General features: G+C 65.1%; 23 protein-coding genes and 1 tRNA gene. 16 read left to right on the top strand and 8 right to left on the bottom strand.

Features of this window, described 5'->3' with window-relative positions:
- Positions 1 to 86: 86 nt before the first annotated feature.
- Positions 87 to 455 carry a hypothetical protein gene (locus tag QDT69_RS10905; RefSeq protein ID WP_279706568.1) on the bottom strand — a complete coding sequence of 123 codons (369 nt, stop codon included), beginning with the start codon at positions 453 to 455 and terminating at the stop codon, positions 87 to 89.
- A 74-nt stretch (positions 456 to 529) separates the two neighbouring features.
- Positions 530 to 757: a hypothetical protein gene (locus tag QDT69_RS10900; protein ID WP_279706567.1), complete on the bottom strand. Its 228-nt coding sequence runs from the start codon at positions 755 to 757 to the stop codon at positions 530 to 532.
- 390 nt (positions 758 to 1,147) lie between these two features.
- Between QDT69_RS10900 and QDT69_RS10895 the strand changes: the two genes are divergently transcribed.
- From QDT69_RS10895 to QDT69_RS10885, 3 genes are all read left to right on the top strand, one after another.
- Complete coding sequence (locus QDT69_RS10895; protein ID WP_279706566.1) at positions 1,148 to 1,675, top strand: hypothetical protein; 528 nt, start codon at positions 1,148 to 1,150, stop codon at positions 1,673 to 1,675.
- A gap of 116 nt (positions 1,676 to 1,791) precedes the next feature.
- Complete coding sequence (locus QDT69_RS10890; RefSeq protein ID WP_279706565.1) at positions 1,792 to 4,503, top strand: EAL domain-containing protein; 2,712 nt, start codon at positions 1,792 to 1,794, stop codon at positions 4,501 to 4,503.
- A gap of 145 nt (positions 4,504 to 4,648) precedes the next feature.
- Entirely contained in the window at positions 4,649 to 4,945 is a 297-nt protein-coding gene (locus QDT69_RS10885) for a septal ring lytic transglycosylase RlpA family protein (protein WP_279706564.1), read from the top strand.
- 18 nt (positions 4,946 to 4,963) lie between these two features.
- Here QDT69_RS10885 and QDT69_RS10880 read toward each other — a convergent pair whose 3' ends face one another.
- A complete protein-coding gene (locus QDT69_RS10880) occupies positions 4,964 to 7,432 on the bottom strand; it encodes a PAS domain-containing protein (protein ID WP_279706563.1) in 2,469 nt (822 codons plus the stop codon).
- A gap of 101 nt (positions 7,433 to 7,533) precedes the next feature.
- Positions 7,534 to 8,313, bottom strand: a complete 780-nt coding sequence (locus tag QDT69_RS10875; RefSeq protein WP_279706562.1) for a thermonuclease family protein — start codon at positions 8,311 to 8,313, stop codon at positions 7,534 to 7,536.
- A 158-nt stretch (positions 8,314 to 8,471) separates the two neighbouring features.
- Between QDT69_RS10875 and QDT69_RS10870 the strand changes: the two genes are divergently transcribed.
- The 5 genes from QDT69_RS10870 to QDT69_RS10850 all read left to right on the top strand — a co-directional run bounded on the left by QDT69_RS10870 (position 8,472) and on the right by QDT69_RS10850 (position 12,333).
- The gene (locus tag QDT69_RS10870) at positions 8,472 to 8,600 is read left to right on the top strand and encodes a hypothetical protein (RefSeq protein WP_279706561.1); all 129 of its coding nucleotides are present in this window, start codon (positions 8,472 to 8,474) and stop codon (positions 8,598 to 8,600) included.
- Between the two features lie 53 nt (positions 8,601 to 8,653).
- Positions 8,654 to 8,860 carry a hypothetical protein gene (locus tag QDT69_RS10865; protein ID WP_279706681.1) on the top strand — a complete coding sequence of 69 codons (207 nt, stop codon included), beginning with the start codon at positions 8,654 to 8,656 and terminating at the stop codon, positions 8,858 to 8,860.
- A gap of 171 nt (positions 8,861 to 9,031) precedes the next feature.
- Entirely contained in the window at positions 9,032 to 11,047 is a 2,016-nt protein-coding gene (locus tag QDT69_RS10860; RefSeq protein ID WP_279706560.1) for an acetyl/propionyl/methylcrotonyl-CoA carboxylase subunit alpha, read from the top strand.
- 123 nt (positions 11,048 to 11,170) lie between these two features.
- The gene (locus tag QDT69_RS10855; RefSeq protein ID WP_279706559.1) at positions 11,171 to 12,037 is read left to right on the top strand and encodes an isocitrate lyase/PEP mutase family protein; all 867 of its coding nucleotides are present in this window, start codon (positions 11,171 to 11,173) and stop codon (positions 12,035 to 12,037) included.
- Positions 12,034 to 12,333, top strand: coding sequence for an acylphosphatase (locus QDT69_RS10850; RefSeq protein WP_279706558.1), 300 nt, complete (start codon positions 12,034 to 12,036; stop codon positions 12,331 to 12,333). Before QDT69_RS10855 ends, QDT69_RS10850 begins: the two co-directional genes overlap by 4 nt.
- On the opposite strand, the gene QDT69_RS10845 is transcribed toward QDT69_RS10850, so the two are convergent.
- Complete coding sequence (locus tag QDT69_RS10845) at positions 12,330 to 13,142, bottom strand: class I SAM-dependent methyltransferase (RefSeq protein ID WP_279706557.1); 813 nt, start codon at positions 13,140 to 13,142, stop codon at positions 12,330 to 12,332. The genes QDT69_RS10850 and QDT69_RS10845 overlap by 4 nt on opposite strands.
- Before the next feature lie 166 nt (positions 13,143 to 13,308).
- Here QDT69_RS10845 and QDT69_RS10840 point away from each other — a divergent pair, with 166 nt between their 5' ends.
- The 4 genes from QDT69_RS10840 to QDT69_RS10825 are packed head-to-tail and all read left to right on the top strand — an operon-like array spanning position 13,309 to position 16,428.
- Positions 13,309 to 13,866 (top strand): MarR family transcriptional regulator, encoded by a 558-nt coding sequence (locus QDT69_RS10840; protein WP_050421614.1) that lies wholly within the window; start codon positions 13,309 to 13,311, stop codon positions 13,864 to 13,866.
- Between the two features lie 26 nt (positions 13,867 to 13,892).
- Positions 13,893 to 14,558 carry a DUF4166 domain-containing protein gene (locus QDT69_RS10835; RefSeq protein ID WP_279706556.1) on the top strand — a complete coding sequence of 222 codons (666 nt, stop codon included), beginning with the start codon at positions 13,893 to 13,895 and terminating at the stop codon, positions 14,556 to 14,558.
- Positions 14,555 to 15,991: a TIGR01777 family oxidoreductase gene (locus QDT69_RS10830; protein ID WP_279706555.1), complete on the top strand. Its 1,437-nt coding sequence runs from the start codon at positions 14,555 to 14,557 to the stop codon at positions 15,989 to 15,991. Before QDT69_RS10835 ends, QDT69_RS10830 begins: the two co-directional genes overlap by 4 nt.
- A gap of 11 nt (positions 15,992 to 16,002) precedes the next feature.
- On the top strand, positions 16,003 to 16,428 hold the full coding sequence (locus QDT69_RS10825; RefSeq protein WP_279706554.1) for a hypothetical protein: 426 nt from the start codon (positions 16,003 to 16,005) through the stop codon (positions 16,426 to 16,428).
- 20 nt (positions 16,429 to 16,448) lie between these two features.
- On the opposite strand, the gene QDT69_RS10820 is transcribed toward QDT69_RS10825, so the two are convergent.
- Complete coding sequence (locus QDT69_RS10820) at positions 16,449 to 17,306, bottom strand: LysR family transcriptional regulator (protein WP_279706553.1); 858 nt, start codon at positions 17,304 to 17,306, stop codon at positions 16,449 to 16,451.
- 114 nt (positions 17,307 to 17,420) lie between these two features.
- Between QDT69_RS10820 and QDT69_RS10815 the strand changes: the two genes are divergently transcribed.
- On the top strand, positions 17,421 to 17,846 hold the full coding sequence (locus tag QDT69_RS10815) for a 4-oxalocrotonate tautomerase family protein (protein ID WP_279706552.1): 426 nt from the start codon (positions 17,421 to 17,423) through the stop codon (positions 17,844 to 17,846).
- Between the two features lie 3 nt (positions 17,847 to 17,849).
- Here the strand turns inward: QDT69_RS10815 and lipB are convergent, their stop codons facing one another.
- Positions 17,850 to 18,578, bottom strand: a complete 729-nt coding sequence (lipB, locus tag QDT69_RS10810; protein WP_279706551.1) for a lipoyl(octanoyl) transferase LipB — start codon at positions 18,576 to 18,578, stop codon at positions 17,850 to 17,852.
- A gap of 60 nt (positions 18,579 to 18,638) precedes the next feature.
- On the opposite strand from lipB, the gene QDT69_RS10805 reads away from it, so the two are divergent.
- The 3 genes from QDT69_RS10805 to QDT69_RS10795 all read left to right on the top strand — a co-directional run bounded on the left by QDT69_RS10805 (position 18,639) and on the right by QDT69_RS10795 (position 21,258).
- On the top strand, positions 18,639 to 18,884 hold the full coding sequence (locus QDT69_RS10805; RefSeq protein ID WP_021080574.1) for a FliM/FliN family flagellar motor switch protein: 246 nt from the start codon (positions 18,639 to 18,641) through the stop codon (positions 18,882 to 18,884).
- Between the two features lie 92 nt (positions 18,885 to 18,976).
- A tRNA-Leu gene (locus QDT69_RS10800) sits at positions 18,977 to 19,061 on the top strand.
- A gap of 856 nt (positions 19,062 to 19,917) precedes the next feature.
- Entirely contained in the window at positions 19,918 to 21,258 is a 1,341-nt protein-coding gene (locus QDT69_RS10795) for a glycoside hydrolase family 16 protein (RefSeq protein ID WP_279706550.1), read from the top strand.
- 36 nt (positions 21,259 to 21,294) lie between these two features.
- On the opposite strand, the gene QDT69_RS10790 is transcribed toward QDT69_RS10795, so the two are convergent.
- The gene (locus QDT69_RS10790) at positions 21,295 to 23,115 is read right to left on the bottom strand and encodes a reverse transcriptase family protein (RefSeq protein ID WP_279706549.1); all 1,821 of its coding nucleotides are present in this window, start codon (positions 23,113 to 23,115) and stop codon (positions 21,295 to 21,297) included.
- Positions 23,116 to 23,321 lie beyond the last annotated feature (206 nt).

The following is a 23,321-nucleotide window of genomic DNA, read 5'->3' as shown; positions in this document are numbered from 1 at the left end:
GGCCATGCGCTGTCGCGACATCGATCTGTGCGGAAGCGTGCGCGCGGCCTGATGGCAGCGGCACACGGCCGGTCATGCCGACCGGATCAGGCGCGGGGTGGTTTGAATGGAGAGAGGCGATCGGCCGACGCCGGCAGCTCGATGCGGCTGTCGCCATAGCTATGCGGCGCATAGGCGATGGGGAACGCGGTCTCCTGCGGGGTCACCGAGGCGACGTGCGTCAGGCAATGATCACCGTGAAGCGAGGCCGGATGCGCCGGAGCCTTGCCGCCGGTGTCGTTGATCGACTGTGCGATCGAGGCGACGGGAGCTGCGTCGTCATCACGGTCGGAGGTCCAGCCGTGGAAGAACGACAGCACCAGCGCAAGCGAGATCAGTCCCGCAAGCAGGCTGCGCCAGCGGCGCGGCCTCGTTGCATGAGCGGAAGACTGAATCATGGTGCGCGAAGCGGCCATGCGGCCTACTTAGCGCCGCAAGCGCGCGCATTCAAGTTCGGCGCCGCGACAGATTGGCCGTGGATACTATAACGTTACACGCTGTCCGCGGATCGGCGCATCAGCCATCGGCGCGCCGCGACGACGGCCCAGATTGCTTCAACCAGGCCGAACGGCCAGGCGCCCTGCAGGAAACCGTAGGCGGAGCCCAGCGCGCACGAGACCGCGAAGATCAGGATGAACCAGGGGCTGCGATCTTCGGCCGCGTAGCAGACGAGCATCATGGTCACGGCGAACAATCCGAACAGCGTCAGCGCATCCATTCCGCAAGTAGAACTCCTGTTGCAACAATGTTGATATCTGAGCGCGCTTGGGATGGAATGTCCATGCAGCGTCGCCGCCCGAAGGGGGCTGTCCCATGAAGCGCATGCATGTTCACGTCGCCGTTGTGAGTCCGCGGCGGCCGAACACATCAACGCCAAGCGGCCAAAAAGTTCTGGTAGCCCGGATGAAGCACAGCGAAATCCGGGAGCGCGCCGACCGCTGATACAGCTCCCCGGATTGCGCTTCGCTCCATCCGGGCTACGCAGCGCTAAGGGGCAGCCAGGGCAGCCGCGGCGTCGGCGCAACCGGCTACCGCCGTAAGCAAAGGCTTAATGCCTGCGACATATTATCCCACGACGACTTCCCTCCGCGCTAACAGCCCCTTAACCATGCGGCTTTTGCCACTCAAGGATCCTGAGCGGTCCTGGCGTCAGATCAAGGCACAATGGAAGAAGGACGCTGAAGGCGTCGGAGAGGACTTTGCCACCTTCGGCGGCATGAGCGCGTTTGAGGCGCTGACGGCGAGGGAGGGCGACGGTCAGGGGCTGTATCACCTGACCGATGGCGAACGGGTCCATGCGGTCTGCCAGATCAGGCGTCTCCTGATGAGCCGATATTCGGCGCCGGCGCTCAGCGCGCGTTTCGTCAATGTGTCTCCGATCTACGATCTCGGCCTCGCTGCTATCGGCGATTATGCGCAGATGCTTGTTGCGCTGTTCTCCGGCGTCGTCTGGCTGTCGCGTGATGCGCTGTCGGCCAACCACATCAGGTTTCTCCTGAAGAGCCCCGGTGACGCGCAATTCTTCGCTGCGCTCAAGGCCGTGACCCCGATGTCACCATTCTCGAAATTCACCATCGAGGGCGCGTTAATCGAGTGCAGCCTGAAGGAGACGGCGGCGCCGGCGGCAGCCTCCTGACGATCTTCCTGCCGCTCGCGTTCATGTGTGTATCCGCCTTAACCGTCCGATAACTGATTTTCCTAACGACCCCTTGGGTTGTGTTCCCGTAGAAGGGCACGCGCAGGGGCAGGAAAATGTCGGTTGTCTCAACGAACAGCATGATGCCGGAACACCGGCGGCTGTCGATCAAAGGTGTGTTGCGTGCGGCCAGGTTCGGCGCCATTCAGTGGCTCGTCCTGAGTGCCGCGCTGCTGGTGCTCGCGATTGCGCTTGGCACCGGCTATCTCGCGCTGCAGTTTCGCGAGCGCACGCTGGAGACGTCCGAACGCGAGCTCAACAACACCGCACTGCTGCTCTCGCGGCATTTCGACCAGCAGCTCAGCGACCTCCAGCACGTCCACGACGACGTGTTGAATTATCTGCGGTCGGAGCAGGTCGAGACTGCCGACCAGTTCGAGAAGAATATGTCGCTCCTGAGCGCGCACGAGATGCTGCGCACGCGGCTGGCGGCGCTGCCGCATGTCGGCGGGCTCAATCTGTTCAATGCCAAGGGGTGGCTGATCAACTCGTCCGAGATGTGGCCGGTGCCCGATATCAGCATTGCGGACCGGCGCTATTTCCAGGAGTTCACCTCGGGGCGGCCGACATCGCCCGTGATCGTCGAACCCGCGATGAGCAAGGTGACCGGCAACTGGACCACGATCTTTGCGCGCAAGATCACCGGACGCAACGGCGAGATCATCGGCTTTGCGAGCCGCGGTGTCGAACCCAGCCATTTCGAGGATTTCGTGGCCTCGCTGGCGCTGAACGGCGACACCGTGATCTCGATGATCCATCGCGACGGCACGATCATCGCGCGCTATCCGCAGGATGCCGGCGTGGTCGGCCGCAACATCAGCGACCAGCCGTTGTTTCGGAAGGTCATCGGCCTCGGCGGCAACACGTCGGGCCGGTTCGTCGGCGCCTCAGGCGAGGAGAATGTCGGCGCGGTGCGATCGCTGTCGCACTTTCCGATCATGATCCTTGCCACCACCAAGACCTCCAGCGCGCTGGAGGACTGGCGTGCCCAGACCAAGCTGCAGTTCTGCGCCGCGGTGCTTGCGGTGCTGATTGTCGTCATGACGATCTTCCAGATCGTCCGTCAGTTGCAACGGCAGCACGACGCGGCGCAGCGGCGGCTGTCGGAGAAGAGCCAGCACCTCGACACCGCGATCAACACCATGACGCAGGGGCTGCTGCTGTTCGACGCCTCGGCGCGGCTCGTGATCTGCAACCAGCAATACATCGACATGTTCGGCCTGTCGGCCGATGTCGTGAGGCCCGGGTGCCATCTGCGCGACCTGATCCTGCATCGCCAGGCGATCGGTTCATTCGTCGGCGACGTTGATGAATATTGCGCCCGCTTCACCAATCCCAGGGGTGACGAGATCCGGGACTCCGTGATCATGACGCCCGACGGCCGCAGTATCCGTCTGATCTACAAGCGTGCGCCGGATGGCGGCTGGGCCACCACACTCGAGGACGTCACCGACGGGCGTCGCGCGCAGGCGCGGATCGAGTATCTCGCGCACTACGATGCCCTGACCAATCTGCCCAACCGGACGCTGTTCCAGCGCCACGCCGAAGAATTGTTGCGCGAGACCATCGTCCGCGAATTCGCGATCCACTACATCGACATCGACGAGTTCAAGCGGATCAACGACACGCTGGGCCATCTGATCGGCGACGAATTCCTGCGGCGCGTGGCCGAGAAGCTGCGCCAGTCGGTCGGATTGAACGACTTCATCGCACGCCTCGGCGGCGATGAGTTCGCGATCGTCCAGCATGACATCACCTCGGACGACGACGTCAGCGATCTGGTGGCGCGGGTCTATCAGTCGCTGCGTACGCCGTTCGACTGCCTCGGCCATTGGCTGTCGAGCGATGCCAGCATCGGGATTGCGATCGCCCCGCGCCACGGCTCCGATTTGTTCGGCCTGCTCAAATGCGCCGACCTCGCCATGTACGCGGCCAAGGCGGCCGGCCGCAGGACCTATCGCTTCTTCGACCCGGCGATGGAGAAGCAGGCCAATCTGCGGCGCGCGCTGGAATCCGATCTGCGCACCGCGCTGGCCGAGGGCGGCTTCGAACTGCACTATCAGCCGCTGGTCGATCTGCGCAGCGATGAGGTGACCGGTTGCGAGGCGCTGCTGCGCTGGCGTCATCCGGTGCGCGGCATGATCTCGCCGGCGGAGTTCATCCCGCTTGCCGAGGAGACCGGGCTGATCGAGGAGATCGGGCAGTGGGTGTTGCGTACCGCCTGCATCGAGGCGGCAGCCTGGCCGGCGCATGTGCGCCTCGCGGTCAACGTCTCGCCGATCCAGTTCAAGTCGGAGACGCTGGCGCTCAAGGTTGCGAGCGCGCTGGCCGAGAGCGGGCTCGACCCGCGCCGGCTCGAGCTCGAGATCACCGAGGCGGTGCTGATCGCCGATGACGACGCGGCGCTGGTCACGCTCGGCCAACTCCGTGCGCTCGGCGTTCATATCGCGCTCGACGATTTCGGCACCGGCTACTCGTCGCTGCAATATCTGCAGCGCTTCCCGTTCGACAAGATCAAGATCGACCGCAGCTTCGTCAAGGAAGTCACCCGCAACTCGGGCTCGGCCTCGATCATCCGCGCGGTGGTTTCGATCGCCGCCGACCGCAACATGATCACGACAGCCGAAGGCGTCGAGACTGATCAGCAGCGCGACACCGTGCAGATGCTCGGCTGTACGCAGATGCAGGGCTATCTGTTCAGCAAGCCGGTTCCCGCGCAGGACGTTCGGACGCTGCTTGCGGGCGAAGGGGTCGAGGACGCCGCCTGAGGGGGCGCCGATTCCATTGCAGGGAACTCGGCCGCCGTAAGCTTCCAGCCGAAAAGTTCCAAAAAATCGACCTGCAGATGCGCCTGACGCGGAACCGAAATCGTGGAACCGCGTTCCAATGCGGGGCTCGACCGGCAGGCAATCAATGAAGACCGCAATAACGTCCGCGGCCATGCTGCTGTTTACCTCGTGCATGGCGAACGCAGAGAGTGGCCTTGCGTCCTATTATCATGGCATCGGCAGAAGCGGCGAGATGACCTGCGCGCATCGCAGGCGGCCGTTCGGCAGCATGATCATCGTGTCCTATCACGGCAAATCGATCCGCTGCCGCGTCAACGACCGTGGCCCGTTCATTCGCGGACGGATCATCGATGTGTCGACCACCGCGGCCCGTGCGCTCGGCATCCTGCAGCTCGGCGTCGCGCATGTGGTGATCGAGTAGCGCGCGCTGGACGTTAGGTCAGGGCTTGGAGGCGGTCGCCCGCTGCTCGGCGATCGCTTTGCGGAGCGTGCGCGACAGCGCCTCGACCGAATAGGGCTTCTGGATCAGTTCGAAGCCGCTATGCGCATTCTCGGCGAGCACGTTGCTGTAGCCGCTGGTCAGCACCACCGGCAGGCCGGGAAAGCGATCGCGGATGACGCCGGCCAGCTCGACGCCGTTCATGCCGGGCATGATCACGTCGGAGAACACGAGGTCGGCGGCGAACTCGTTCTCGGTGAGGATCGACAGCGCGGCGTTGGCATTCGCTGCGCGCTTGACCGAATAGCCGAGATCCTCGAGCAGCTCGGTGGAAAACTGGCCGACATCGTCGTTGTCCTCGACCACGAGGACGCGATAGCCGCGGCCGATCGAGGCCTGCTCGGTACCCGTGCTGGTCGCGACCTTGGCGTCGACCGGGCGCATCGCCTGCGGCAGATAGATCGTGAAGGTCGCGCCTTGCCCCGGCGTAGAGGTGACCTCGATGTCGCCGTCGGATTGCTTGACGAAGCCGAAGGCCTGGCTCAACCCGAGGCCCGTTCCCTTGCCGACCTCCTTGGTTGTGAAAAATGGTTCGAAGATCGCGTCGAGGTTTTCCGGCGAGATGCCGGTGCCGGTATCCTGGATCGAGACCGTGACGAAGTCGCCGCTGCGCGAGGCCTGCGCGCGCAGGGCAGGGATGTGCTTGACCTTCCTGACGCCGATCGTCAGCTGGCCTTCGCCGTTCATGGCATCGCGGCCATTGACTGCAAGATTGATCATCGCGGTCTCGAACTGGCCGATATCGGCGATCGCAAAGCAGTCGGGGTCCTCGATCCTGACCTCGATGTGGATCCGCGCGCCGACCAGCGGGCGGATCAGCTGCGTCACGCTATCGACCTGGGTCCCGACATTGAACACTTCGGGATTGAGCGGTTGCCTGCGCGCGAACGCCAACAGCTGCGCGGTCAGCTTGGAGGCGCGCTCGACGGTCTCGGCGATCGCGTCGATATAGCGGCGGCGCCGCTCGTCGGGCAGCTCGCGGCGGCGCAGGAAGTCGGTCGCGGAGCGGATGATGGTGAGCAGGTTGTTGAAGTCGTGCGCCACGCCGCCGGTGAGCTGGCCGACCGCTTCCATCTTCTGCGATTGCCGCAGGGCTTCCTCGCCGAGGCGCCGCTCGGTGATGTCGACGGCCTCGGGCACGGCGCCGACGATCGTGCCGTGCTGGTCCTGCAGCGGCCGCATCGCGAAATCGAAATAGCGCTCGCCGATCGGCAGCTGCAGCTGCAGCTCGATCTTGACCTCTTCGCCGCGCATCGCGGTCGCAAACGCATTCTGGATCACCCGCGGCACGCCGTCGGTCGCAGTGAACCACGGCGTGTCCCAGAACGGCTTGCCGACGACGTCAGTGGCCTCGGCGCGGATGCCGGCCAGCGCAGTCTGGTTGGTGTAGAGCAGGCCGCCATCGCGGTTGAGCAGCATCTGATATTGATGGCTGGTTTCCAGGATCGCGCGCGTCTGCGCCTCGCGGGACTCGAGCTGGGCGGTGCGCTCGAGGATGCGCCGCTCCAGCGATTCGTTGAGCTTGCGCAGCTCGATCTCGGCTTCCTTGGCCGCGGTGATGTCGTGGGCGACGCCGATGAAGCCGATATGCTTGCCGTTGGGGTCCCAGCGCGGCTGCGACTCCGAACGCAGCCAGCGCCAGTCGCCCTTGGCGTTCCGGTAGCGTGCCTCGAGCACGAACGGCTTGAGCGACAATTCGCCGGTGATCTGCTCCTGCAGGATCTGCGGCAGGTCGTCTGGATGCAGCGCCTTGCGCCAGTCGAACACGATCGCTTCCTCGAACGGCAGTCCGAGGAAGTCGAGATAGGCCTGGTTGGCGAAGGAGCGGGTGCGGTCGAGCTTGGTCACCCAGATCGGGACCGGCGCGCTGTCGGCGATCAGGCGGAAGCGTTCCTCGCTCTCGCGCAAGGTTTCCTGCGCCAGCATCTGATCGGTGACATCGAGATCGGCGCCGACCAGCCGCAGCGCGCGGCCGCTACGGTCGCGCTCGATCTTGGCGACGACGCGGATCCAACGACTCTCGCCGTCGTTCGGGCGGATGATGCGGTACTCGGCCGTGTAATCCTCGCCGCCGGCCTTGAGTACTTCGAACAGGTGCTTGATCGTGCGTTCGCGATCGTCGGGGTGGATGCGCGCGACCCAGTTTTCATAGGTCTCGTTGACCTCCTCGGGCGGCAGGCCGTGCACCAGCAGATATTCGGGAGAGCGGCGGTTGCGCACGCCGTCGCGGAAATCGATCTCGAGCCCGCCGACCCGCGCAATGCGCTGGATCCGCGCCAGCTCGGCCTCGCGCTCCTGAAGCTCGCGATGCGCGCGATCGCGTTCGCGCGCGATCTCCTCGAGGTGCTGCCGCAGCCGTTCGGCTGCCGCAGCTTCGGGAAGCACATCAGAGGGATCGGGTGGGGTCATTCGCGCCGGCAACCTCTTGGCGCAGTCTCACACAGGACGAGGCGGCTTTGCCAGCGTGATTTACGGCGCTCACTTGCTCGTCACTTGCCATCACTTGCGCATTACTTGTTCTTGGGCGGACGGCAATTATAGGCCCTGCGGAACCCGGCGGCCTGCGCATCCTCTTCGGAGCAGAACCAGCGATCCGGATTGCCGAGGCCCGGATAACTGCGGCACGCCTGCAAATGATAGATGCCGATATTGCCGGTGACGCGGGCGCGCACCGCGTACTTGCCCTTGATGTTGCAACTCGCCGGCATCGGCAGGTCGGCGGGGAAGAGCGCGTCGCGGATCTGGGTGTCGCGATCGGCCGGGCAGGCGTTGCCGAACAGGGCGCCATCCTTCCTGGCGGTGCGGAAATCGCGCGGCGCCACGAAGCAGCCCTTCCACAGCCCGGCGCGGTTGTCCTTGGCCGTGGCTTCATCCGGCTTGAATCGGCCGGTGGCCGACCCCTCAAGATTGAGAGCGTAGCCCTTCTGCACCAGCACCTGACTGAGGCTCGTCGGGTCGCCCTCGATCTTGCAGACGCCGAGGCGGCGCTTCTTGAAGCTCGGATCGACGCCGATATCGTCGCAGTGAACAGGCTTGCCGTCGATCAGCTTGGTGAGCTGGTCGCGCGCTTCCATTCCGCAGGTCCAGACGTCGGCGTGCTCGTCGATGCAGAGCTGGTCGACCGCCGGCGCGTCGACGCCGTCGAGCCGATAGGTCGTGTTGCCGAGCTGAACAGTGCCGGCGTCCTTGATGACCGCGGTGACCGCGGGGCCGGCCGTCGCAGACGGGACGGGGTTCGCGGACAGGCATGTCAGGAGAAGCGTCGTGATGACCGGATTTCGAAACCGCATTTTCTCACTTCAGATCTTTGGCGGGCAACCGGACTTCTAGCACAGGCCGGTACGATCCAACCAAGGACTGTTCGCGAACGGTGCGTGCGCGCCGTCACATCCTGGCCGGCTTTCCGCGGCGTAGAACGGAGGTCCATTGTCATTGAAGGGATGCTGACATGGCCGAGTTCATCATCAACGTCATCGTCGACGTCGTGACCGACATCTGGACCCTGCAATGTCTCGCGCGCTGGCGGCGGAAGAAACAGGCCGCCGAAGTGGCGGCATCCGATCAAAGATCCGATTGACTTGATGAGAACAAAATGGGAACATGATGCGCCGCTTGAATCCCGGATACATCATGATGTCTGCACGGCCCGAATCTGACGACGATGACGGGCTGGAAGCGGCTGTCGAGCAGGCCATTTCCGCCTGCGGCGGGAATCTGCGCGCGACCATCCGGGCGTTGATCGTGGCCAATGAATTTCTGGAGAATGAGGTCAGCGAGCTGATGAAAGCCGTTGCCAAGGCCCATTCCCGCGGCCGCTTCAAGACCTATTCGGGCTGAAGTCCCCCTCGGGCTACCGCCAAGGATCGGCCAAGCGCCGGCAGGGATCGCATTAGACCGTTGCCTCCGGGGTAATTTGCTGTACCAACGGAGTGGTTACGCCCGTGCCGGATTGCGCGGGGAGGAAATCCTGCCAAAGCCCAATTCCGAAGAAGCCCAAGCAAGAAGAGCATGTTCAAACGAATCCTGATCGCCAACCGCGGCGAGATCGCCTGCCGGGTCATCAAGACTGCGCGCCGTATGGGAATTGAGACGGTTGCCGTCTACTCCGAGGCCGACCGCGACGCGCTGCATGTCGAGATGGCAGACGAGGCCGTGCTGATCGGCCCGCCCGCCGCGGCCGAGAGCTATCTGTTGATCGACAAGATCGTCGAGGCCTGCCGCAAGACCGGCGCACAGGCCGTGCATCCCGGCTACGGCTTCCTGTCCGAGCGCGAAGCGTTTCCGCGCGCGCTGGAAGCGGCCGGCATCGTCTTCATCGGCCCGAACCCCGGCGCCATCGCCGCGATGGGCGACAAGATCGAATCCAAGAAGGCCGCCGCGAAGGCGAAGGTCTCGACCGTGCCCGGTCATCTCGGCGTCATCGAGGACGACAAGCACGCGGTCCAGATCGCCGACGAGATCGGCTATCCGGTGATGATCAAGGCTTCGGCCGGCGGCGGCGGCAAGGGCATGCGCATCGCGCATTCCAAGGCCGAGGTCGCCGAAGGCTTCAACCTCGCCAAGGCCGAAGCGAAATCGTCGTTCGGCGACGACCGCGTCTTCATCGAGAAGTTCATCGTCGATCCCCGGCACATCGAGATCCAGATCCTCGGCGACAAGCATGGCAATGTGATCTATCTCGGCGAGCGCGAGTGCTCGATCCAGCGCCGCAACCAGAAGGTCATCGAGGAGGCGCCGTCGCCGCTGCTCGACGAGCAGACCCGCCGCAAGATGGGCGAGCAGGCCGTCGCGCTGGCCAAGGCGGTGAACTACGATTCGGCGGGCACCGTGGAATTCGTCGCCGGCCAGGACAAGAGCTTCTACTTCCTGGAGATGAACACCCGCCTGCAGGTCGAGCATCCCGTCACTGAGTTGATCACCGGCATCGACCTCGTCGAGCAGATGATCCGCGTCGCCGCCGGCGAAAAGCTCGCGATCGCGCAGAAGGACGTCACCCTGACCGGCTGGGCGGTGGAATCCCGCGTCTATGCCGAGGACCCGTTCCGCAACTTCCTGCCCTCGATCGGCCGTCTGGTGAAATACCGTCCGCCGGCCGAAGCCAGCCATGACGGCATCACTATCCGCAACGACACCGGCGTGCAGGAGGGCGGCGAGATCTCGATCCACTACGATCCGATGATCGCCAAGCTCGTCACCCATGCTCCGTCGCGCGCCGCCGCGATCGAGGCGCAGGCGACTGCGCTCGACGCCTTCTATGTCGACGGCATCAGGCACAACATTCCGTTCCTATCGGCCTTGATGAACCATCCGCGCTGGCGCGAGGGCCGGCTCTCGACCGGCTTCATCGCTGAGGAATTCCCCAAGGGATTTTCCGCGCGCGCGCCCGAGGGCGAGATCGCGCGGCGACTGGCGGCCGTGGGTGCCGCCATCGATCATGTGCTCGGCGAGCGCAAGCGGCAGATCTCCGGCCAGATGGGCGGCCGCGTGGTGCTCCGCGAGCGCCGCCGCGCGGTCTGGCTCGAGCGGACCGAGATCGCGCTCGACGTCGCGCGCGAGGCCGACGCCATTGCGGTGCGCTTCATCGGCGACGACGGGCTGCCTGGCAATCCGCACAATCTGGTGTCGAGCTGGGTGCCGGGCGAGCCGGTCTGGCAGGGCACCATCGACGGCAACTTCGTCGCCGTGCAGGTGCGGGCGATCAACAACGGCTTCCGCCTCGCGCATCAGGGTTTTGAGGTGCCGGTCTATGTCTTCACCGAGACCGAGGCGACCTCGGCGCAGCTGATGCCGGTGGTCTCGGCGGCCGACACCGGCAAGAAGCTGCTGTGCCCGATGCCGGGCCTCGTGGTCTCGATCGCGGTGACCGAGGGCCAGGAGGTCAAGGCCGGCGAGACCTTGGCGGTCGTGGAAGCCATGAAGATGCAGAACGTGCTGCGCGCGGAGCGCGACGGCACGGTGAAGAAGATCCACGCCGCCGCCGGCGCCACGCTTGCGGTCGATGCGCTGATCCTGGAGTTCGCATAGCACCGTCATTCCGGGGCGATGCGGCACGCGCGAACCTCAGATGCGTTGCGCATCGGGGAATCTCGAGATTCCGGGTTCGATGCTTTGCATCGCCCCGGAATGACGTTGAGAAAGGGTGTCCTTATGGCTTTCCGCAAACGCCGCGAAGCACTGCGATCCATCCTCAACGGATCGACCTGCATTTGTCCGGGCTCTGTCTACGACGCGACCTCGATCCGGATTGCGGAGGACCTCGGCTTCGAGCTCGGCATGTTCGGCGGCTCGGTCGCCTCGCTCGCCGTGCTCGGCGATCCCGACATTGCGCTGATCACACTGACTGAGTTCGCCGAGCAGATCCGGCGGATGTCGCGCGCATCGACGCTGCCGGTGCTGGTCGATGCCGATCACGGCTACGGCAACGCGCTCAATGTCCGCCGCACCGTCCAGGAGGTGGAAGCCGCAGGTGCCGCCGGACTCACCATCGAGGACACGCTGCTGCCGCAGGCGTTCGGCGAGGGCAAGACGCATCTGATCTCGCTCGAGGAGGGCGTCGGCAAGATGAAGGCCGCGCTCGACGGCCGCAGCGATCCGTCGCTCGTCATCCTGGGCCGGACCGGCGCCGTCTCGATCACCAATCTCGACGATGCGATCGCACGCGCGCGGGCCTACCAGGCAGTGGGCGTCGATGGCCTGTTCTTCACCGGCATCAAATCGCGTGGCGAACTGGAGGCATTGTCGGCCGCGACCTCGCTGCCGATCGTGCTCGGCGGCGCGCCGGAAGAGATGACCGCGCTGGACTATCTGGCAAGCCAACGCGTCAGGATCGCGTTGCAGGGCCACGCGCCGTTCGCGGCCGCGACCCAGGCGGTCTACGAGACGTTGAAGGCGCTGCGCGAAGGCACCTCGCCGAAGAACCTCAAGGGTATCGCTTCGTCCGAACTCACCAGCCGCGTGATGCGCGAGGCGGAGACCAAGGCGCGCAGCGGCGAATTCCTCGGCTTGAAGAAGTGAGCGGCGTGATCCGCCACGTTACGATCACTGGACGCGTCCAGGGCGTCGGCTATCGCGCTTGGGTTCACGAAAACGCCAATGCACGCGGTCTCGAAGGCTGGGTCCGCAACCGTCGTGATGGCAGCGTCGAGGCGGTGTTCGCCGGCCCCGAAGATATCGTTGCGGACATGATCAAAGCGTGCGGCCGCGGGCCGATCTCGGCGCGCGTCGGCAGCGTACAGGCCGATGACGGCACATCAGACCTTTTGAACCTGCGCGGGGCAGGCGAGCGGTTCGCGTTCCTGCCGACGGTCTAAGCGGCCGAGATCACCAGCGCCTGAATCTTGCCGTCGAGAGGACCGTTGCCGAAGCGCCGCGCCAGCGCCTCAGCCACGCGCTGTGTTGCAGCCTCGAGCGTCGGTTGGCCCTGCGCCTCGATCTCGCCGCGCATCGGTGTGCCCTGGCAATAGGCGATGGCGACATCCTCTGGTGAAGCCGCGGGACTGCGAAGGGTGACCACCTCGATGGCGATGTCGCGAAAGCCTGCAGCGGTCAGATCGGCGCGAATGCGCTCGGGATCGTGATAGCCGTGCGGTGTCCGCGCCATGAATTGCGGCGGGTCGTTGGGAAATACCTTGAACATCGTCTGCTGCATCACGTCGGCGAAATCATTCTCCTCGATCCTGTCCCAGACGTTGAAGAAATAGTGTCCGCCGGACCTGATCATACGCCGCGCCTCGGCGTAACCCTTGACGCGGTCGGGAAAGAACATTGCGCCGAACTGGCAGGCGACGATATCGAAGCTGGCATCGCCAAACGGCAGTGACAGCGCGTCGGCCTGCTGCCATCGGATGTTTGGCTTGCCTGCGAGGCGCGTCTTCGCCTGCGCCAGCATCGGCTCGTTGAGATCGGTCGCGGTGATATTTGTATCGGGCAATTCGGCAGCCAGGACTGATGTGACGGCCCCGGTGCCGGCTGCGATTTCCAGCAGGTCGCGCGGCCGATGGCCTTTGATGCGCTGCGCGAGGTCACGGGCGTACGGCGCAAAGATCATGGGCACCATCAGCCGGTCGTAGAGCTGCGGGACCGAGCCCGCGAATACCTTGTCGGAAAGGGGGGCCGTCATCATGCATTCCTTCGCAAAAAGCAGATGGCCGTCACGGGCAGAAGCCGCGTTCGAAGTATGGACCAGCGATCCGTCCGCGCCAACGCCTCGAATGGTGTCGTAACCCAATTCCGCGGCACCGATCGCGGCCCTTGACTTCTGCTCCGAACAGTCTGATATTTCTGTTATGACAGAAATAACAGCCAAGAGAAAACTTCCCGCCGTCGTCGAGCGCTTCATCCTGCATTGGGGCGACATGGGCGACGAATGGGGCGTCAACCGCTCGGTCAGCCAGATCCACGGGCTGCTCTACCTCGCCGAGGCGCCGATGACCGCGGAAGACATCGCCGACACGCTCGGTATGGCGCGCTCCAACGTCTCCAACTCGATCAAAGAATTGTTGTCCTGGGGATTGATCCGGCGGGTGCCGATCCTCGGCGACCGCCGCGACCACTTCGAGGCCGAGACCGACATCTGGGAGGTCGCCGCCAAGATTGCGGCCGGGCGCAAGGAGCGCGAGATCGATCCTGCGCTCGCGGCGCTGCGCGCCTGCGTCTCCGACGCGGCCGACGATCCCGCCATCTCTCCGCTCGCCAGCAAGCGGCTGAAGGAGATGCTGACATTCACCGAGCTGGTCGACCGCTGGTACACGCAGATGCTGAACGTGCCGCGGCCGCGGCTGGTCGCGCTGATCAAGCTCGGCGAGAAGATCGTGAGTTTCTTGCCCACAGGCAGGGCCAAATAGGGGCCACGGCGTAACGGGAGTGTACGATGGCGTCAGCAAGGATATCCACCTTAAAGACAGCTCCTGCTTCCGATACCAAACTGCTCGACGACCATCGCTTCCGCGCGTTGCTGTCGGACGAGGATTGGGGCCGCCTGCCGGTCGCGATCTGGCGGCGCTTCTCGAAGCGGTTCGAGGACGGCAACACCGTCGTCTATGTCGGCGAGGTCGAGGAGGCCGCGAGCAGCCGCGCCGGCTGGTGGCTGGCACAGGCCGCACGGCTGATCGGCGGACCGCTCCCGACCGGCCGCGAGACCGGCGTGCCGATGATCGTCACGGTCACCGAGGACGCCGCCAGCGGCGGTCAGGTCTGGACCCGGATCTGCGCGCGCCGCGACGGCTTCCCGCAGGTGATCCATTCCGCCAAGCGCTTTGCCGGGCCGACCGGGCTCGAGGAGTATGTCGGCTTCGGCGTCAGCATGGCGCTGACGATCGCGGTCGAGCACGAGGCGCTGGTGTTTCGCAGTGTCGGTTATTCGCTGCGGCTTGGTCCGTTTCGCCTGCCGCTGCCCGAATGGCTCACGCCGGGCGATCTCACAGTGACCCATTCCGATCTCGGGTGCGGCGACTTCCGCTTCACGCTGGAGATCATCCACCCGCGTTTCGGCCGGCTGATCCGTCAGTCTGCCGTGTTCAGGGAGGCCTCGTCATGACGCCGCTGCTGTGGACCCTGGTCGCCATCCAGATCGCGATGGGCGCATTCGACACCTTCTATCACCACGAATTCACCGAGCGGCTGGCCTGGCGTCCGTCGCAGCGCCATGAGCTTCAGCTGCACAGCGTGCGGAACATGCTCTATGCGCTGTTGTTCCTCGTGCTCGGCTGGCTCGAGGTCCACGGCATTCTTGCGATCGCCATCCTGGCCGTGCTGGTGGTCGAAGTCGTGATCACGCTGATGGATTTCGTCGAGGAGGATCTGAGCCGCAAGCTTCCGCCGAGCGAGCGAATCAACCACACGCTGCTCGCGATCAACTACGGCGCCATCCTCGTGCTGCTGGTGCCGGTCCTGATCGGCCGGGCGATGCTGCCGACCGCTGTTGTGCCGGCTTATGCGGGTCTCCTCAGCCTGTTCGCAACGGCTGCGGCCTCCGGCGCCGCGCTGTTCGGCGCGCGGGACTTTGCCGCGGCGAGCCGCCTCGGACGAATGGCAAGCCGGCCGGCCGCAACGCTGGTCGAGAAATTGCCGCCGCGGCAGACCGTGCTGGTCACCGGCGCGACCGGCTTCATCGGCAGCCGTCTGGTTGCAAGCCTCACAGCATCAGGCCACCAGGTGATTGCGCTGATCCGCAATCCGGCGAAAGCGGAGATGCTGGCGCCGCCGGTGACGCTGATCACCAGCCTCGACCAGTTGCCCGCCCAGACCAGGATCGACGCCATCGTCAATCTCGCAGGCGAGCCGATCGGCAACGGCCTGTGGACCGAGGCCAAGCGCCGCAGGATCATCGTCTCGCGGATCGACATGACGGCTGATGTCGTCAAGCTGATCGCGCGCCTCGAGCGCAAGCCGTCGGTACTCGTGAGCGGCTCCGCGATCGGCTGGTACGGGCTCTGGCAGGACCAGGTGCTGACCGAGTCGGCGAAGTCCCATGCCTGCTTCAGTCACGAACTATGCGAGGCCTGGGAGAATGCGGCCAAGCCCGCCGCCGAGCACGGCGTGCGCGTCGCGTATTTGCGGATCGGTCTCGTGGTCGGCACCGATGGCGGCTTCATCACGCGGATGCTGACGCCGTTCGAATTCGGTCTCGGCGGGCCGCTCGGCTCGGGCAGGCAGTGGATGTCGTGGATCGAGCGCGACGATCTGGTGCGCCTGATCGCCCACGTGATCGCGAAGCCCGAGCTTTCGGGGCCGATCAACGCGACCGCACCGATCCCGGTGACCAACACGAAATTCACCGAGGAGCTGGGGCGCCGCTTGCACCGGCCAGCGGTCTTCCGCGTGCCGGCCGCGCTGCTCCGCGCCGTCGGCGGCGATTTCGCCGACGAGCTGCTGCTTGGCGGTCAGCGCGTGCTGCCGAATAAGGCACTCAGCAACGGCTTTGTGTTCCGGCACGAAACCTTGCGCAGCGCGTTCGAGGCGATCCTATAGAGGAGGGCACGATGTCCAGCGCCTGTTCACGTGCATTCGGAGGTTGGTTGGCGGGCTGTGGCGCCGCGACTGCGGTGCTGTCCGGCGTCGCCCAGACCCTTCTGATGATCGCGTCGGGCGGTGATATGACGAGGCTGCTGGGAGGCATCGTCGCGCTTCTCCTTCCCTCATTCCTGGTTTTCGCCGTCACGTGTTTACTGACCGCGATTCCTGCGGCGATCGTCATCTGGCTGGGCGATCGGCTTCTGATTGGATCGGCCGTGTTCTTCGGCTGCGCAGGCACCGTGATCGGAGTGTTGAGCATCAGCCTGCTGCTGCGATCTCCGGCAGTCTGGACATCGGGATTTGGCTGTCTGTTCGCCATAGCCGGATTCGTCGCAGGTCTGACCTACTGGTTTGTCGTGCGAGAGCTCGAGGCCGGCGAGTGTACCTCGTGAGCCCATGTGCGTCGTTCGCGTTAGGCCGCAGACGCCACGCTCCGAAACGTCGCAGCCAGCGTCCTGAGCGCCGCGAGCTTCGCGGGATCGCTGACCTTCGAATGCAGCATCACCTTTGACGCGCCGAGCCGCGGCAGTTTGTGGGCGGGACCGATATCGATCAGGCTAGGTGGCGCGATGCGGCGGACGAGGGGAGCGACCGCAAGGCCAGCGAGCGCGGCGGCCACGACCGCAGTGACGCCGCCCCCAACGAAGCTTTCACTCCACGCGATGCCGGCCTTGTCGAGCGCGCGAACCGCGAGGGCGCGCACCCCGCAGGGCGGCGCGAGGGTCGCCAGCGGCAGCGCATCGCCACGCGGCCAGACGAAGCGTTTGGCGGCGAACCAGCCGAATTCATCCTCGGTCAGCTTCTCGCCGCCGCGCCGGCTGCCTTCCTGGCGCACGATGACCGCGTCGAGCTCGCCGGCATCGTAGGCATCGAGCATTTCGCGCGAGAAGCCGATGGTCACCGAGAGCGCAAGCTGCGAGGCCATCGCGTGCAGTTGCTCCAGCAGCGGCACCAGCTCGGGGCCGGCGGCGTGATCGCTGATGCCGAGCGTCAGCTGCTGCCGCGCCGGCTTCTCGCCCGACAGCGCACGGTCGTGCACCTCGATCAGCGCGCGGGCGTGGTGCAGGAAGGAAGCGCCGTCGGCGGTCAGGCGCACCGCGCGCGGCGAGCGTTCGACCAGCCGCTTGCCCAGCACGGCTTCGAGCCGCTGTAATTTCATGCTGATCGCCGCCTGCGTGGTGCCGAGCGCCTCGGCGGCGCGGGTAAAACCCTGCAGCTCGGCGACGAGGAGGAAGGCCTGCACGGTGTCGATGTCGAGTGTGGTGGTCATGATCAGTAATCGTTATCATTGCTATCCGTATGGATAAGATACCAAGATGATGCGGGAAGGTCTAGCTAGAGGAGGCGCTATTGACCGCGCCAACCGAATTCAAGGAGACCGATCATGCCGCTCATCACCGTCACCTACGCGACCTCGCGCCAGTCGCCGTCGCTGAAGTCTGACATCGCCGCCGCGGTGTCGGAGCTGACCGCACGGATTCTGCACAAGGATCCCAAGGTCACCGCTGTCATCGCGAAGTCCGCAGACGCCGCCGACTGGTTCGCCGGCGGCAAGTCGCTCGCCGAGCAGGGGCTCGCAAGCTACTGGCTCGACGTCCACGTCAGCGAGGGCACCAACACCAAGGACGAGAAGGCCGCCTATCTCGCCGCGCTGTTCAAGCGGATGGGCGAATTGCTCGGCCCGCTCCACACCGAGAGCTACGCTCATGTCGACGAGGTGAAGGGCGATGCCTACGGCTTCGGCGGCCTGACCCAGGAGCGCCGCTACATCGCCGGCAAGCTCGACGTCGCGCCGCAGAAGGCGGCGTGAGTTCTAACCAGTCGCTTCCGGCAGGCGCGCCGCGGTGTCGCCGAACACCTCGGAAAAGGCCTGCCGGAGCGCGATGTCAACATCGGCCATCGTGACCGGCAGTCCGAGATCGACCAGCGAGGTCACGCCGTAGCGCGGATCGACCACGCCGCAGGGCACGATCGCCTGGAAGTGGGAGAGGTCGGGCTCGACATTGATCGCGATGCCGTGGAACGAGACCCAGCGGCGCAGCCGCACTCCGATCGCGGCGATCTTGTCCTCAAAGCCAGCTCCCTTGTCCGGGCGTTTCACCCAGACCCCGACGCGGTCCTCGCGGCGCTCGCCGCGGACATTGAAGGCGGCGAGCGTGCGGATGATCCACTCTTCCAGCGAGGCGACATAGGCGCGCACATCCGGTCGGCGCCGCTTCAGGTCGAGCATCACATAGGCCACGCGCTGGCCGGGGCCGTGATAGGTGACCTGGCCGCCGCGGCCGCTCTGGAAGGTCGGGAAGCGCGGATCGAGCAAATCGTCGGCCTTGCCGCTGGTGCCGGAGGTATAGAGCGGCGGGTGCTCCAGCAGCCACACCAGTTCGGGCGCCGCGCCGTCGGCGATCGCCGCCACCCGGGCGTCCATGGCGGCGAGAGAATCGGGGTAGGGCACCGGACGGTCGGCAATCAGCCACTCGACCGCTTCGCCGCCCGAAGGGCGCGCAAAGGTCGTCAAATCGAGGCTTTGGCGGTCGTTAACCATTAGCTAACCCTAACGTGGTCAGGTGAACCCACAATTTAGTTCCCGTTCGGCGGTTCAGAAGTGCCCACGCTCGATAAAGTCAGCGTCGATCTCATGGTGGTTCTCGGTACCACCACCATGCCGATTCATCAGGTCATGCGGCTGTCCCGCGGCGCCATCATCGAACTGGATGCCACCGAGGCCGACGAGGTCAAGATCCTCGCCAACAACCTGCCGGTCGCCAGCGGCGTGGTCCTGGTCGACCGCAACCGGATTGCGGTCGAGGTCAAGCAGATGCTGCCGAAATCTCCCGGGGTTCGCAGTTAATTCGCGCATTAATCGCCTTGTCCCTGCATCCGTGATTTGTTACATGGCCCCGTCGATGCGGCGGCGCCTTAGGGTTCCATCCGACATCCTTAGCGCTCGTGGCGGAATTGGTAGACGCGCTGCCTTGAGGTGGCAGTGGGTAACACCGTGGGGGTTCGAGTCCCTCCGAGCGCACCATTAATTAACATTTCCCATTGAAATAATTAGGATTTTTTTCTGGGAATGGGACCACGCCGTTCCGGCGCACTATTCGCTTGCGGCACCGCCAGCCGGCCGTCCAGTGACTGGCCCCGATCGAACGTGGCGATTTTCTCCATTCCACTGATGCCAAGCCTCACTCGATTCGCCTGCGCGATGTAATGGACGGGCATTTTCGGGGCGGTCCGGCCGAACGTCGCTATCATCCGGCTCTTGGTGCAGTCGGCGTAGGTAGCCACTTCGGCACGAGCCCTTGCGCACACCATGGCAACTCTGCCTCGTTGACGCCGGCCAGGACCGCGTACTTCTTGAACTTGTGGCCGCCCATGCCTTGTTTATCGGCCGGACTCGCCCGCGCACGACTTTGCCGGCGAACACTCGGACGTGGATTTTCATTTGCGTGATCAGCGTAGCGGCACTGCCGGGAGCCGCGGTCGGATTGGCGGCGGTGTCGCGACTGAGCTTGCGCACGCGGCCCCTGATCAGGCCGTAGCGCGCATGCGCGGCCACGCCTTCAAAGGCATCGTCGCGAGCGCAGTCGCGAATTAAATCTCAACCAATCGGAAGCCCACGTGCGAAAGTCTCGTGCGAATAAGGCGAGCCGCTGCGCAACCGCCCATGTGAAGATCATTTTGAAGCCATTTTTCGCCATACTTGATCTTTAGCCAATCGACGAGCAGTCGAGGGAGCGTACCTCGAAATCTCCTCTGCGTTGGAATGTGCCCGCGCCGCGCGCGCGCCGGGCATGTGGTATGTCGCGCGGTTCGCGGCAGTGGAATGGTCGCGCAGTTCGCGACAGTGGAATTCTTCGTTCAATCTCTGGAAGGAACATGGAATGGCACTTGCCGCGCCAGCAGGTTTCACGTCGAGCAATCTCGTTTACCAGGAGAGCTTCTCTGGAACGACGCTAGACAGTTACTGGCACAACTACATCACGAGCAACGCCGCCAATGGTTCGGCGTGGAATAGCAATGGATCAGGCGGCAGCGGGCCGGGCGGCCCGTACGACGCCGACTACGACATGCCGAGCCAGGTGAGCGTGAGCAACGGCATTCTCGATCTCACGGCGACCACGCAGCAGGTCAGCGGCATCAATCAGGGCACCGCACAAACGTTTCCGATCACGTCCGGTGCCGTCAGCAGCTATGGCAACTTCGAATTTGACGGCGGTTATCTTCAGATCAGCATGAAGGCGCCGAGCGGCGACGGTGCATGGCCGGGACTCTGGTTGATGCCCGGCGCAGGCTCGAGCAGCGGCGACAATTTCGAGATCGATATCCAGGAGGGGGGATATACCGGCAATGGGCCGGCCAACCAGGCCTTCACCTGGCATCTTCACACGCCCTCAGGGACGGTCGGCGGCACGGTCGACACCGGCATCGACCTCACGGCCGGCTTCCATACCTACGGCATCAACTGGGTGCCCGGCCAATCGATCACCTGGTATCTCGACGGCAAGCAGATTGCGACGGCGACCAGCGCGCAGGTCCCGATTCCGAACGAGCCGATGCAGCTGATCATGAGCAATCAGGTCGCGAACTCAAACGCGGCCGGATGGCATACTGCGCTGGACAGTTCGACCCCATCGTCGATGCCGATGCAGATCGCCGAGGTCCAGCTCTATCAGCCGTCCGGCAGCGGTAACACCGTCACCGGTGCCAACGTCACTGCCTCGACAGACCCGACCACACCGCCCACCCAGCCGACCACGACGACGACCCCAGTTGCGACCAACCCGGCCGCGACCGATTCGACAACCGCCATTGTCGCGCCAACTGTCATCCCGGACACCACTTCGCCGGTGGCCGCGGCGGTCGACCCATCGCCGACCGCTGCAACGACCGACCCCGGCCCCATGGGAGCGATGCTAGCCGCCATGGGACTGGCGCCGACATCATCGTCCGGCTGGTCGGCGAGCACGACCGGCGCAAGCACTGGAAGCTGGGCAAACCAGGATTTTGCGCAGCCGACCTCGTTGGCAGCCGCCGCGCCGCAGGCAACTTCTGGGTGGGGAGATCAAGGCACGACCGCCGCATCTCAAGCTGGCAGCAGCTTTGCGCTTCTGAACCAGTATCTGGCAAGTAGCTCTGGTCGAGCCGGTGGCGGTTCGATCGCTGTAGCGATGGGTGGCGCTGGCTGGACACAGGACTCGTTCCTGTCCAAACCTCAGAGCTAGTGCGTTAGCTGGCTCTCACGCGAAAGCTCCGGCCGCTTACCGCTTCCACCATCGGCTGAAGTAAAGAAACAGCAACGCACCAGCCATGGCGGGGCCGCCAGGGAGCGGCAGCAAGGCAAGCGCCAACAGGATTACCAGTGCCGTGACGAACCACGGCCGTTTCCTGTTCGGTGCCGTCGCCGGTCCCGCCGCGGGTGCGGGCGGCGGGCCATCCGGGCGCGTGACGCCTGCCGGTGGTGGCGGAACATTGGGCGGGCGCGACGGACTGGGCGCAGCAGTGCGGGCTTGCGCAGCCCGCTTCTTTGCGTCCTGTCGCGCCAGCGCGACCAAGACCGGGTCCGGTGCTGGCGGCGGTCGCTCCGCGGGAGTCCGTTGCCGGCCGGGCGGTGTCTGGCCGGCGGCCGCAGCCTTACGGAATGCAGCGCGGGTCGGGCGCCGCGCGGACGGGGCGGGAGCGTACTGCGCGGCGAGGTGCAGCGCTCGCTGCAGCAAGGGCGCGCCGCTTTCCGGATCGACCATGACAGCGAAATGGCCGAAGCCGAGCAGCGACCGGATCACGTCCTTGCCGGGGCCGAAGTGCTTGCCTTCCGGTCCATGGCGCTCGACCTGCTGCAGCACGGCGCGGTAACGGCGCAGCAGGTCGCGCGGCACCGCCACCGCCTCGTTGACGGTGAGGCCGGTGACCTCCTGCCGCGTCGAGCGGCGCATCACGCGCGTCTTGTCCGGATGGACCGTGAACCCCTCGGAGGCGACGATGCCGTGCACGGCCTTGAGCAAGGTGCCGATCTTTCTCACCGCTTCGCCCGAGCCGGAGAAGGTCAGGTCGTCGGCGTAGCGGCTGTAGACGAAACCAAGTGTGCGCGCGAGCCCCACAAGGCGTCGGTCGAGCTTGCGGCAGATCAGGTTGGTGATCGCGGGGCTGGTCGGCGCGCCCTGCGGCAGCAGCCGCGGGCCGTCTGCGATGAAGTGGCGTTCGCCGTCGAGCGCCACTTCGTCGACCATCGGTTCGGTGCACAACAGCGCGAGCGGGATCGCGGCCGCTTCGGCATAGCCCAGCGCCTCGAACAGGCCCTTGACGCGGGCGTAGGTCAAGGTCGGGAAGAAATCCTTGAGGTCGAGATTGATCACCACGTCGCGGCCGACATGGTTGCGCGCATTGGTCAGGATGGAGCGCTGAGGAGCAAAACCGTGCGCGGCATCATGCAGCGGCACCCGCGCGAGGATGTTGTCCAGCACCCAATACTGCGCGCGCTTGAGGCGCGGCATCGGCGCCGAGATCAACCGCTCGCCGCCGCTCTTCTTCGGGATCGTGAAGCGCTGATAGTGATTGACCGATGCCACCTTCCTGTTGAAGGCGAGGAAGCGCAGCTCGCCCAGCGGCACGCCCATCGCGTCGGCCAGCGCCTTGGCATCGGCGAGCGGGGGCAGGCCGTCGCGCAAGGGCGTCGTGGTCGTACGGGTATGAAGGCCCCGCGAGACGTCCTCGCCGAGATAGAGCACGTCGCGCTTGCGCCGGTCGTACCAGGCGAAGGCCCGGCTTTGGCGCGCCTCCGCGTTGCGGCGCTTGGTCTCCTGCCGCCGCGCCATCGCCTCGGCCTTGCGGCGCTTGTGCATTTCCTTCAGCGCGCGCTCGGGATCGGCGAGCGTGGCGTTCTGGCGCTGCAGTTCGGTGAGCTCGCGCATCGCCTCTGCGCGGCCGCGGATCGCGTCCGCGGCGGGCGCCGGCGCATCCTCGCCATCGGGCCAGAAACCGAGGCGGATCATCTCCTCGAGGATGACCTCGTCCTTCGACGACTGGCGGATGCGGTCGTAGAGTTCCTGGCGCGTCAACGTGCCGGGAGCAACGGTCTCGTTCACGCGGCCAGCCCTCCGGTCAGGAGTGCGGCGGCCTTGCGGAGGGGGATCGGAAAGGGCGCAGGCCGGATTGCCTTCGTCTCTTCTAAGAACTGGATCGATCCACTCGACGCCGGGGCGTCCACCCCTACGCAATTGGGTTCAAGGAACCCATTCTGCGATTGCGTAGGGGTGGACTGCCCCGGCCCAGTGAAGATCGGGCCAGTGAC

The organism is Bradyrhizobium sp. CER78 (assembly GCF_029846235.1).
GTDB lineage: Bacteria > Pseudomonadota > Alphaproteobacteria > Rhizobiales > Xanthobacteraceae > Bradyrhizobium.
The sequence above is the reverse complement of the archived record's forward strand: the minus strand, read 5'-3'. Positions and strand labels throughout refer to the sequence as shown.